Below are 11,568 nucleotides of genomic sequence, written 5' to 3'. Positions count from 1 at the left end.
GCGGGATTATGCTTTCCGCAAGCTTCCCTTGAGCGGGGAGCGTTTCAGCGGGCGACTTCGAGCGCCTCTTCGAGGGTGAAGGCGCGCGCGTAGAGGGATTTGCCGAGGATGGCGGAGTCCACGCCGATTTCGGCCAGTTCCTTGATGGCTTTGAGATCGTCGAGTTTGGCGATGCCGCCAGAGGCCGTCACCTTGGCGTTGGTGCGTTCGGCGACCTCTTTGAGCAGGGTGAGGTTCGGGCCGCTCATCATGCCGTCTTTGGCCACGTCGGTGACCACGTAGCGGGTGCAGCCTGCGTCGTCGAGCATCGCCATCGTCTCGAACAGGTCACCGCCCTCGCGGGTCCAGCCGCGGGCGGCCAGCGTATGGCCGCGCACGTCGAGGCCGACGGCGACCTTGTCGCCGTACTTGGCGATGATCCGCTTGGTCCATTCGGGGTTCTCCAGCGCGGCGGTGCCGATGTTCACGCGGGCCGCGCCGGCTTCCAGCGCGGATTCCAGCGAGGCGTCGTCACGCACGCCGCCGCTCATCTCGATGTTGACCTGGTCGCCGAGTTCGCGCACGATCTCGCGCAGCTGGGCGCGGTTGTCGCCGGTGCCGAAGGCGGCGTCGAGGTCGACCAGATGGATCCATTCCGCTCCGGCCTGAACCCAGGTGCGGGCGGCCTCAAGCGGGGAGCCGTAATCGGTTTCCGAGCCGGACTCGCCTTGGCGCAGACGCACGGCCTTGCCGTCGCGAACGTCGACCGCGGGAAGCAGCGTGAGGGACATAGCAGGTTCCTTTCCTAGGGATGTCGCACCATCCGTGCGGGCGGAAAACATGCCCTTCGCACGGCGGCACCATCTGATTGTGGTTCAGAAGGTTTCGATCCAGTTCTTCAGCAGTTGCGCGCCGGCGTCGCCGGACTTTTCGGGGTGGAACTGCGTGACGGACAGGGTGCCGCGTTCGTAGGCGGCGACGAAACGGCTGCGCCCGTATTCGCACCATGTCACGCGCGCCGGAGCTTCGCCGAAGTCGATGTCGTAGCGCGAGGTGTCGGCTTGGCTCACGGCGGTGGCCGCGTAGGAGTGCACGAAGTAGAAACGTTCCTGTTCCACGCCGCGCAGCAGTTGCGAACCTTCGGCCGCTTCGACGGTGTCCCAGCCCATATGCGGTACCACATCCGCGTCCAACAGTTCGACCGTGCCGCCGATCAGGCCGATGCCGTCGGTGCGCACGCCGTGTTCGAGTCCCTGCTCGAACATGATCTGCTCGCCGACGCATACGCCGAGCGTCGGGCGGCCCGCGCGGATGCGGTCGGTGATCACGCGATCGCCGCCGACGCGTTTCAATCCGTCCATGCAGGCGGCGAACGCGCCGACTCCGGGCACCACCAGACCGTCGGCCTCAAGCGCCTGACGGTAGTCGGAGGTGAGCGTGGTGTCGACGCCCAGATTGGCGAGCGCGCGAACCATGGAGCGGACGTTGCCGAAGCCATAGTCGAACACGACTGCAGTGCTCATCGTTGCTGTTCCCCTTGTGCTGTTCTGTTCGGTGGATGCTTAAATGTGCTAGCTGGCGCTAGTTGATGCTGGAGCCTTTGGTGGAGCCTCCGCGCCCGAATTTGGTGTGCTTGGCGATGGTGGCCATGGCGCGCTTGTGGTCGAAGTCGGCGGAATCCTCGATTTCGAAGCCCTGCTCGCGAAGCGCGTTCACCGTGGTGATGCCGAGCAGCAGGTCCTCCACGAATCGGGCGGTGGAGGTGAACAGCATCGGCGGCGCGAAGGTCCGCGCGGCCTCGCCCTGCACGTATAGGGTGACTTCGAGCTTGTCGGCGCGGTTGACGGCGAGGATCACGGTCATGCCGGCCACCACGGTGGTCAGGTCGCGGGCCGCGGCCTCGGGCGAATCGCCGTCGAGGTTGCGCAGCACGGCGACGGCGCCCTGGTTGGAGCCGATGCAGTCGGCGGAGATGTCCGCCAGCTGGCAGAACGCGGCCAAAAGGTCGGCGTCGGCGATGCGTGTGACCACCACCGCGATTTTCGCGCGGTTGCCAAGCAGTCCGGCCAGTTCCGCGTCGAATCCCACGGAGGGGTCCAGTTCGGCGGCATCGTCGGGAATCTCGATGGAGGCGGGATCCAAACCCGCATCCGTCTCGTTCTTCTTATCCGCGTCGGCCGCGCCGTCCGCGCCCGCCGTGGGTTGATCGACCGGGGACGCCGTTTCCCGCTCCTGTGCGAATTCCTTTTCGAATCCGGCCAGTGCGGCTTCAAGCTCCTCGTCGGAGAAATGTGGTTCCTGATCGTCCGCCATCACAACGCGCCTTTCGTGCTGGGGATGCCGTCCACGCGCGGATCGGGTTCGATGGCGAAACGCAGGGCGCGTGCGAAGGCCTTGAATTCGGCTTCGGCGATATGGTGCGGGTCGCGGCCGGCAAGCACCTCGAGATGCAGGCAGATGCCGGCGTGCAGGGCGATGGATTCCATCACGTGGCGCACGAGGGAGCCGGTGAAATGCCCGCCCATCATGCAGTATTCGTAGCCTTCCGGCTCTCCGGAGCACACCACATACGGTCGGCCGGACACGTCGACCACAGCCTTGGCCAGCGCCTCGTCCAGCGGCACGGTGGCGTCGGCGAAACGGCGGATGCCGCGCTTGTCGCCCAACGCCTCGCGCAGCGCCTCGCCGAACACGATGGCCGTGTCTTCGACGGTGTGATGCACGTCGATGTCGGTGTCGCCGCTGGCCTTGATGGTCAGGTCGATCAGCGAATGCTTGCCGAGGGCCGTCATCATATGGTTGTAGAACGGCACGGACGTGTCGATGTCGGTTTTGCCGGTGCCGTCGAGGTCCAACGTCAGTTCGATGCGCGATTCGCTGGTTTCGCGGACGATATGCGCGGTGCGTGCCATTGCCTACTCCTTGTCCAGTTCGTTGAGAACTTCCGTCAATGCGGTGCGGAAGGCCTCCATCTCTTCGTCGGTGCCCATGCACACGCGCAGCCAGCCGGCTGGGCCGACCACGCGGATGAGCACGCCGCGCTCGAGCAGTCCTTCGAAAATCGCCTCGCGGTTGTCGAGATGCCCGCCGAAGAGCAGGAAGTTCGACTGGGAGTCGGCCACGTCGAGCGCCTGGCCCTTGTAGGTCAGCTGTTTGAGCCATGCGGCGGTGGCGTTGCGCGTCTCACGCAGGTGGTTCACGCGGCTGAGCTGTTCGTCGGTGTGCTCGAACGCGGCGAGGGCCGCGGCCTGGGTGACGGCGCTCAGATGGTAGGGCATGCGCACGATGCGCACGCAGTCGATGATGCCCTTGCTTGCGGCGAGATAGCCGACGCGCGCGCCAGCGAAGGCGAAGGCCTTGCTCATGGTGCGGCTGACGGCCAGGTTCGCGTGCGTTTTGATGAGTTCGACGGCGCTGGGCACGCCCGGGTCGCGGAATTCGATATAGGCCTCGTCGATGACGACGATCGGGTGCACGCCTTCGCGCGCGCCCGCGACCTCGGCCGTCTCGCATACGGCGAGCACACGTTCGATGTCCTCATGCGCCAGCGGGGTGCCGGTGGGGTTGTTCGGGCTGGTGAGCAGCACCATGGAGGGTTTGACGGCCTCGATCCGTTCGATGAGACGGTCGACGTTCAGCGTGAAGTCGTCGTTGCGGTGGGCGAGCTCCCAGCCGGTGAACGTGTCGCGCGCGTATTCGGGATACATGGAATACGTGGGGTCGGCGCCGAGCGCGGTGCGTCCCGGTCCTCCGAAGGCCTGGAACAGCTGGAGCATGATCTCGTTGGAACCGTTCGCGCCCCACAGTTCGTCCACGTCGAGACGAACGCCGGATTCGCGGGCGAGGTAATCGGAGAACGCCTGGCGCAGTTCGACATGCTCGCGGTCCGGATACCGGTTGAGCGTGGGGGCGATGGCCTTGACGCGTTCGGCGATGGTCTCGCACACGGCCGGATCGGGCGCGTACGGGTTCTCGTTGACGTTCAGGCACACCGGCACGTCGAGCTGGGGCGCGCCGTACGGCTCCTCCCCGATCAGATCGTTGCGCAGCGGCAGATTCGCCGGTATGACGTTGCTGGTTGTGTCGCTCACTTGAGGCCCGCCTTGGTTTCCTGATCGTTCAGCGTGGCCTTGTCGTACGGGTCGTCGACGAAGCGGGTGAGCACGCATTCACCATGCCCCGGAAGGTCCTCGGAGACGGCGAAGGCGTTGACGCGGGCGGCGAGCTCCTTCAGGCCCTGCTCGTCGTATTCGATGACCTCGACGGGCTTCATGAAGGTGTGCACGCCGAGGCCGGCGGCGAAGCGGGCGGTGCCGCCCGTGGGCAGCACGTGGTTGGATCCGGACATGTAGTCGCCCAGCGGCACCGGCGAATAGGGGCCGCGGAAGATGGCGCCGGCGTTCCTGACGCGCCCCACCACGGCGTCCGCGTCGACGGTCTGGATCTCCAGGTGTTCGGCGGCGTAGGCGTTGGCCGCGTCGATGGACTGGTCGAGTCCGTCGGTGAGCACGATGGCGGACTGGCGGCCGGACAGCGACGTGCGCACGCGTTCGGCGTGCTTGGTGCGCGGCACGCGCTCGAGCAGTTCGGCCTGCACGGCGTCGGCAATGTCGGTGGAGTCGGTGAACAGCACGGAGCCGGCGAGTTCGTCATGCTCGGCCTGGCCGATCAGATCGGCGGCGAGGAACTTGGGGTTGGCCTGGGCGTCGGCGATGATGCCGATCTCGGTGGGGCCGGCGACCGCGTCGATGCCCACGAAGGCGGAGACGAGCGACTTGGCGGTGGCCACGAAGATGTTGCCGGGGCCGGTGATCTTGTCGACCGGATCGCACAGCACGTCGCCGTCCTGCGGCTCAGAGCCCTTGGCGCCGTAGGCGAACATGGCGATGGCCTGGGCGCCGCCGACCGCGTACACCTCGTCCACGCCGAGGATGGCGCAGGTGGCGAGGATGGTCTTGTTGGGCAGCCCCTGCGGATCGTCCTTGGACGGTGGGGTGGCGATGGCGAGGGACTCGACGCCGGCGGCTTGGGCGGGCACGGCGTTCATGATCACGGACGAGGGATACACGGCCTTGCCGCCGGGCACGTACAGGCCGACGCGCTGCACCGGGATCCAACGTTCGGCGACGCGCGCGCCGGGAGCCAGATCGGTGTGGAAGTCATGCGGCACCTGGCTGGCGGCCACGGCGCGGGAGCGCTTCACCGACTCCTCGATGGCGGAGCGCACTTCGGGGTCGAGCTCTTCGAGGGCCTGACGCATCGCCTCGACCGGCACGCGCAGGTTCTCGACGCGCACGCCGTCGAACTTCTCGCCGAAGTCGCGCAGCGCGGCGGCACCGCGGGCCTTGACGTCGTCGAGGATGGGGCGCACCAGATCGGTGGCCTCGGAGGTGCCCATCTCGGCGCGGGGCATCGCGTCCAGCAGTTCGGCACGGGTCAGGTTCTTACCACGAAGGTCGATGATTCGCATGATGTTCTCGCTCATAGCTCCCCATGGTAGCGCCACGATGTAACCGCACACCCCGAAACGTCCATCTGCGTCCGATTGGTGGGATAGGGCCTGCGATTGGCGTTCAGTTATTGATCCAACCGTCGTTGTGTTGGATGTGGGACTTCGATGGCTTATCGGGATTGTAGATCACGGTGACGGTGTCGCCTTCGCGGACGAGCCCCATCACCGGGGTCTTGCGTTGCCCGATGGGGATGGGACCGGCCTTGATCACGGACGACTTCAGAGCGAGCGATTCGACGACCTCGTATGCGATGCCGTCCACCTCGTAGCGCACGCGGATACGCCACGGAGTGTCGATTCCGTGGGTTTTGACGCTGAGTACCAAGCCCGGGCATTGCGCGGTCATCGAACGGATCCTGCCTTTTCTGCCCGGATTGCCGAACAGCACTACAATGGTGATGATGACGATCGGTATCATCACCGCCACGCACAACACGATCACCCCGGTCAGTTCCCGCATCCGATCTCCTTCGCACGCCAAGTGACACCCGTAGTTTACCCGACGGGATGGTTGACGAGGTCGCGTTCGATCCAGGCCATGACGAGGTCGGACAGGCGGTTGATCTCGTCATCGGTCAATTCTCGGCCTTTGGGGATATGGTGCCATTTCTCGATGCAGCCTCGGCAACAGGTGGCCGTGGCGTGCTGCGCGGTGAACACCGGGTGGCCTCGCCATGGTGTCTGCTTGCCGTCATTCTTCGGCAGTGACTCCCCCACCCGCGAGCGCAACATCTCACGCGCATGCCGGTCAATGATGACTTTGCCTTTGGCGCGAGCGTATGCACGATCCTTGTCCGACAGCACGAATTTCGCTCGGAACGCCGAACGCGACAGCCTAACCAGCGTCTCGCCCAACCAATATCGCTCCGACTCATCCACGCACTCCACCATAGTCCCCTCTCCCAATCGTCCAGTTCACGATGACGGCAGCGCGCCGCATGACATGATTTATCACGCAGATAGTGCAATAATGAACGTCAACAGCAGCCCCCTAAGCCTACTCGCAGTGCTCAAACCTGGGGGTTCTTTCATTGCTACGGTCCGATGGTGACCGCAATATACGCATCCAGCGAGCGTTCAGGAAGTTTGGTGGAGACGTCCACCGTTTCGCCTTCCCGCTGCCAGCCGGCATGGAGCGCCCATCAACCGCCGTGTTCCATGCTGGGAGGGTAAAACCCCTCTTTTCGTAAAGGAACACCATGTTTATCCTCAAGAACGCATGGCGATCGGTGACCCGCAACAAGGGGCGCAATATTCTTATCGTCATCATCGTCGCGATTATCGCCGCCGCGGCGACCATCGGACTCGCCATCCGCAACGCGGCCGAAACGGCCCGCGAGGAGGGACTGAGCTCCACCACCGTCACCGCCACGATCGGCATGGACCGCGAGCAGGTGATCAGCCAGGCCACCGAGGACTTCGATCCCAGTGAGATGGAGGAGGGCGGCCAGCCGGACTTCGATTCGCTGCGTTCGGCGCTCGACCAGGACGCGCTCACGCTCGACGAGTACGACGCCTATGCCGAGGCGTCCAGCGTGCCGGTGAGCACGTACTACACCGAATCCACGTCGGTGAACGGCACCGACGCGTTCCAGCCGGTCGAATCCTCCAGTTCCGCCGATGCCGACTCGTCTGATTCCTCCGATAACTCCTCAACCGAGGATTCCTCCGATGACGCATCCTCCGACTCGTCCGACGGCACCATGCCCAGCATGCCCGGCGGCGATATGGGCGGCATGATGGGCGGCATGTCCAGCGGCGACTTCTCCCTGACCGGCTTCTCCTCGGACACGGCGGTGGCGAACGCCTCCAACGGCAGCTTCACCATGTCCGACGGCGAGGTGTTCGGCTATGACGAAAGCAGCGACGGCGATGTGATCATCCCGAAGGCACTGGCCGACTTCAACGGCCTCGAGGTGGGCGACACGATCAGCGTGGCCGACACCTCGGACGACGGCACCACCTACGAGCTGACCATCGTGGGCATCTACAAGAACGCGACGACCTCCAACACCGGGGCGAACGGCCCGATGGGCGGCACCAGCCAGGATCCGGACAACGCGATCTACACCTCGGTCTCCACCCTGGAATCGCTGGGACTGTCCACCGAATCGGCCGCCTCATCCACCGATGAGGACTCATCCGACACGGATTCGACCGACACCAGCTCGACCAGCTCCGCAAGCGCCACCCAGTTGAGCTATACCTACGTGCTGTCCAGCAAGGACGACTACGAGACCTTCGCCGCGGATGCGAAGGCGGCCGGCCTGTCCGACGAATACACCGTCTCTTCGGCCGATGTGGAGGAATACGAGTCCAGCCTCGTGCCGTTGGACAATCTGGCCAGCTTCGCGCTCACCCTGCTGCTGATCGTGCTCGCCGTGGGCGCGGTGGTGCTGATCGTGCTCAACCTGTTCAACGTGCGCGAACGCAAATACGAGGTGGGCGTGCTCACGGCCATCGGCATCAGAAAGTCCAAGGTGGCGGCCCAGTTCGTGCTCGAGCTGCTAATCGTCACCATGATCGGCATCGCGCTCGGCGTGGCCGGCGGCGCGGTGGCTTCGGTGCCGGTGGCGAACCAGCTGCTCGCCCAGCAGGTCTCCGCGCAGGAGTCCGAGGCGACCAGCCAGCAGGCCCAATTCGGCCGCGACGCCGACATGCCCGGCGCGCCCGGTGGCCAAGGCGGACCGGATTCATCCGATTCCGCGTCGGATGACGCGGCCGATTCCGACACCGATTCCTCCGAATCCGGTTCCGACGCGACGGCCGGCGCCGAGGGTCAACCGTCTGATGCGCCCGGCGGCGGATTCGGCGGATTCTCGCAGGCCGTCGACTATGTGAGCGACATCGACGCCACGGTGAACCTTAAGGTCATCGGCCAGCTGGTGCTGATCGGCCTGGCGCTGACCGTCATCTCCGCATTGGCCGCGGTGGTGTCCATCATCCGTTACGAGCCCTTGCAGATCCTGGCCGACCGATCCTGAGCGGCGACACCCGCGCAATCAGCAGACGCCCCGACAAAGGAAAGACAACATCATGACACAGAACCCCACTCCGGACATCCCGGTCATCGACACGACCGTCGCCACCGACGCTCCCGCAACGAACGGCGCCCTCACCGATTCGAATACTCCGAACGCGGGCACAACGGCCGAAAGCCCCGCACAAGGCGACGCCGTCAACACAACCGCCCAACCGCCGATTCTCGCCATGGAGAAGGTCTCCTACTCCTATACCAAAGGCGGCAAGAAAGTGGTGAGCGATCTCACCCACGCGTTCCGGGCCGGCGAGGTGACCGCCATCACCGGCCCCTCGGGCGCGGGCAAAACCACCGTGCTCTCCCTGCTTTCCGGACTCACCTCCCCCACGTCCGGACGCATCCTGTACGACGGCACCGATCTGGCGAAATCCGACCGGTATCACTTCCGCAGCCATGACATCGGCGTGATCTTCCAAAGCTTCAACCTGCTACCCGCGCTCACGGTGGAGGAGAACATCGTGCTGTCGATGGAGGCGAGCGGCAAACGCTTCGACCGTCCCAAGCACGAGCTGGTGGTCGAACTGCTCGACAAGGTTCGCCTGCCCGAAGAGTACGCGAACGAGCGCATCCTGCACCTGTCGGGCGGCGAACAGCAGCGTGTGGCCATCGCCAGGGCTTTGAGCTACGAGCCGCAGATCATTCTCGCCGACGAGCCGACCGGCAATCTCGATATGGCCACGCAGGACGACATCATGGCGATTTTCCGCGATCTGGCGCAGAGGGAAGGCAAATGCGTGATCATCGTCACACATAGTCCCGCCGTCGCCGACCAGTCCGACACGGTGTTCGAACTCAAACCGTTGCGCCGGGCCGCACGCCCCAAATCCCAAGGCTGGTCGCAGGCGAAGCCGGCCGGCGCGCAACGGACGAACCGCGCCGGTTCCGCGCCGGCGAGATAACGGAACGGAAAACAGGCCCAGCCATACGAATAACGGCTCGCCCGCCTGTCTTGTCGTGTGCATGAAACGCGACAAGACGGGCGGGCGAACCGCCGTTTGCGAGACGATTAGATGTTGCCGCGGGCGCGCTGGTCGGCCCACGACTGCGACTGCACGTACACGGCCGGGTCGGCGCTGACCCGCCCGGCGGGATCGTGCAACGCGTCGATGGCGGCAAGTTCCGCCTCGGTGAGCGAGAAACCCGAGACATCGAGATTGGCGCGCATACGTTCCGCATGCTTCGACTTGGGGATGACGATGCGCCCCTCCTGCGTATGCCAGCGCAGCACCACTTGCGCGGGCGTCACGCCGTGCGCGGCCGCGGCGGCGACCACCGGCTCGGAGTCCATGTCGGATCCGTGCCCGAGGGGGCTGTACGCTTCGACCGTGATGCCGTGCGCCGCGCAATAGGCGAGGGTATCGGGCTGATGGTAGCGCGGATGGGCCTCGATCTGGTTGACGGTCGGCGTCTGCCCGCTGTCGGCGATGACCGCCTCCAGATGTTCGGGCAGGAAGTTGCTCACGCCGGCCACGCGGATCGCGCCCTCGTCGCGTAGTTTGAGCAGGGCGCGCCATGTCTCGCGGTAGAGATCCACGGCGGGGACAGGCCAGTGGATCAGATACATGCCCATCACATCCACGCCGAGTTTGCGCCGCGACTCCTCGAACGCCACCTGGGTGGCCGCATAGCCCTGGTCGCAGTTGCGCACCTTGCCGGTGACGAACACCTGATCCGCCATGCCGGTCGCCTTCAATGCCGCGCCGACCTGTTCCTCGTTGTAGTAGGCGGCCGCGGTGTCGATATGGCGGTATCCGATCTCCAGCGCCTCCTCGACCGCGCGCTGCGTGTCCTCCGGCGGAATCTGGAACACGCCGAATCCGATCTGCGGGATGACGGTGCGGGCATTGTCGCCCAATGTCAGTTCCGGCGAACGCATCGTTTGTTGCTGACTGTTCATTGACGTTCTCCTTTGTGGTGCGAGTGATGTGTGGTGGTGATTGAAGCTTAGACCATATCGGCCGCCATTCGCCTTCCAGCCGAATCGGCTCACGCATGGCGTGCGGTTAGGCTATTCGACGCACCTGGTTGCGCAGCGGCTCGCCCGCCGCGTACCGACGCACGTTCTGCAATGCGATGGCGATGATGCGCTCCTCGGTGGCGGCCAGATGGTTGCCGCCCGCCACATGCGGCGTGATCAGGCATCGCGGCTCGTTCCATAGCGGACTGTCGGCCGGCAACGGCTCGGGTTCGGTGACGTCCAGTCCCGCTCCACGCAACCGCGAGGAGCACAACGCGTCGAATAGCGCGTCCGGATCGATGGCGTCGCCACGGCCTGCATTGAGCACGATGGCGGTGGGCTTGAGCATCTCCAACCGATGCGCGTCCAGCAGATGATGGGTCTGCGGCGTGGACGGCACGCTCATGGCCACCACATCGGCTTGCGGCAGCACCGTATCGAGGTCATCGAATCCGACCATGCGGTCGATGTGTTCGGCGGTGCGGGAGGGGTCACGGCGCACACCAATGGTGCGCATACCCACTGCTTTGGCGAGTCCGGCGAACCGTGAGCCGATGTCGCCGGTGCCGACCACCACGACGGTCGCTCCGTCGGGGGACAACGCACGTCCCTCGTCATGCCATCGACGCGCGGATTGGTTGCGCGTGTAGGCGGGCAGGTTCTTCATCAGCGACCACATCATGGCGAACATATGCTCGGCTACCGTCTGCCCATAGGCACCCGTCGCGTTCGAGAGGCGGACGTTCGCTCCCAGCACGCCGTCTGCCAAATATTGGTCGACGCCCGCGCTCCATGTCTGCAGCCATTCCAACCGCGGATAGCGCGCGCAATCCTCCGGCGCGATATTGCCGATCACCGCCGTAGCCCGCGCCTTCAGCGGTTCCGGAACGCACGCCCGCCATCCCATGTCGCCGCGCTGCGCGATATCCCCGACGAATTCCTGACGCATACCGCCCGCGGCCTCGACGAACCGCGCGCGTTCCGCCTCGTCCAACGGCAGGCAGTTGACGATAACCCGTTCAGACTGTTCTTCCACAGTCCCTCCTTCGGTGAAGTGACATCATCATTATGCACCATTTG

General features: G+C 65.1%; 12 protein-coding genes. 2 read left to right on the top strand and 10 right to left on the bottom strand.

The features are described from left to right. Positions 1-44: 44 nt before the first annotated feature. The 8 genes from priA to BE0216_RS11115 form a co-directional block, all read right to left on the bottom strand. Entirely contained in the window at positions 45-770 is a 726-nt protein-coding gene (gene priA / locus BE0216_RS11150) for a bifunctional 1-(5-phosphoribosyl)-5-((5-phosphoribosylamino)methylideneamino)imidazole-4-carboxamide isomerase/phosphoribosylanthranilate isomerase PriA (protein ID WP_072726807.1), read from the bottom strand. A gap of 84 nt (positions 771-854) precedes the next feature. Then, a complete protein-coding gene (gene hisH / locus BE0216_RS11145) occupies positions 855-1,502 on the bottom strand; it encodes an imidazole glycerol phosphate synthase subunit HisH (protein WP_094637017.1) in 648 nt (215 codons plus the stop codon). Between the two features lie 58 nt (positions 1,503-1,560). Beyond that, complete coding sequence (locus tag BE0216_RS11140; protein ID WP_094637016.1) at positions 1,561-2,292, bottom strand: hypothetical protein; 732 nt, start codon at positions 2,290-2,292, stop codon at positions 1,561-1,563. Continuing rightward, on the bottom strand, positions 2,292-2,891 hold the full coding sequence (hisB, locus tag BE0216_RS11135; RefSeq protein WP_094637015.1) for an imidazoleglycerol-phosphate dehydratase HisB: 600 nt from the start codon (positions 2,889-2,891) through the stop codon (positions 2,292-2,294). Before hisB ends, BE0216_RS11140 begins: the two co-directional genes overlap by 1 nt. A gap of 3 nt (positions 2,892-2,894) precedes the next feature. Then, entirely contained in the window at positions 2,895-4,070 is a 1,176-nt protein-coding gene (locus BE0216_RS11130; protein WP_094637014.1) for a histidinol-phosphate transaminase, read from the bottom strand. Continuing rightward, a complete protein-coding gene (gene hisD, locus BE0216_RS11125) occupies positions 4,067-5,464 on the bottom strand; it encodes a histidinol dehydrogenase (protein WP_072726812.1) in 1,398 nt (465 codons plus the stop codon). Before hisD ends, BE0216_RS11130 begins: the two co-directional genes overlap by 4 nt. Positions 5,465-5,552: 88 nt before the next feature. Then, positions 5,553-5,951, bottom strand: a complete 399-nt coding sequence (locus BE0216_RS11120; RefSeq protein WP_094637013.1) for a DUF3592 domain-containing protein — start codon at positions 5,949-5,951, stop codon at positions 5,553-5,555. A gap of 35 nt (positions 5,952-5,986) precedes the next feature. Then, positions 5,987-6,382: a DUF4186 domain-containing protein gene (locus BE0216_RS11115; RefSeq protein WP_094637012.1), complete on the bottom strand. Its 396-nt coding sequence runs from the start codon at positions 6,380-6,382 to the stop codon at positions 5,987-5,989. Positions 6,383-6,690: 308 nt separating this feature from the next. Here BE0216_RS11115 and BE0216_RS11110 point away from each other — a divergent pair, with 308 nt between their 5' ends. Beyond that, entirely contained in the window at positions 6,691-8,475 is a 1,785-nt protein-coding gene (locus tag BE0216_RS11110; RefSeq protein ID WP_094637011.1) for an ABC transporter permease, read from the top strand. A 52-nt stretch (positions 8,476-8,527) separates the two neighbouring features. Further along, complete coding sequence (locus BE0216_RS11105; RefSeq protein WP_193042862.1) at positions 8,528-9,430, top strand: ABC transporter ATP-binding protein; 903 nt, start codon at positions 8,528-8,530, stop codon at positions 9,428-9,430. Positions 9,431-9,537: 107 nt separating this feature from the next. On the opposite strand, the gene BE0216_RS11100 is transcribed toward BE0216_RS11105, so the two are convergent. Then, positions 9,538-10,428, bottom strand: a complete 891-nt coding sequence (locus tag BE0216_RS11100; RefSeq protein ID WP_211279935.1) for an aldo/keto reductase — start codon at positions 10,426-10,428, stop codon at positions 9,538-9,540. A gap of 106 nt (positions 10,429-10,534) precedes the next feature. Then, positions 10,535-11,524, bottom strand: a complete 990-nt coding sequence (locus tag BE0216_RS11095) for a D-2-hydroxyacid dehydrogenase (RefSeq protein ID WP_226805787.1) — start codon at positions 11,522-11,524, stop codon at positions 10,535-10,537. Positions 11,525-11,568: the final 44 nt, after the last annotated feature.

Origin of the sequence: Bifidobacterium eulemuris (assembly GCF_014898155.1) — a bacterium.
GTDB lineage: Bacteria > Actinomycetota > Actinomycetes > Actinomycetales > Bifidobacteriaceae > Bifidobacterium > Bifidobacterium eulemuris.
This window is presented reverse-complemented; position numbering and strand designations above follow the sequence as displayed.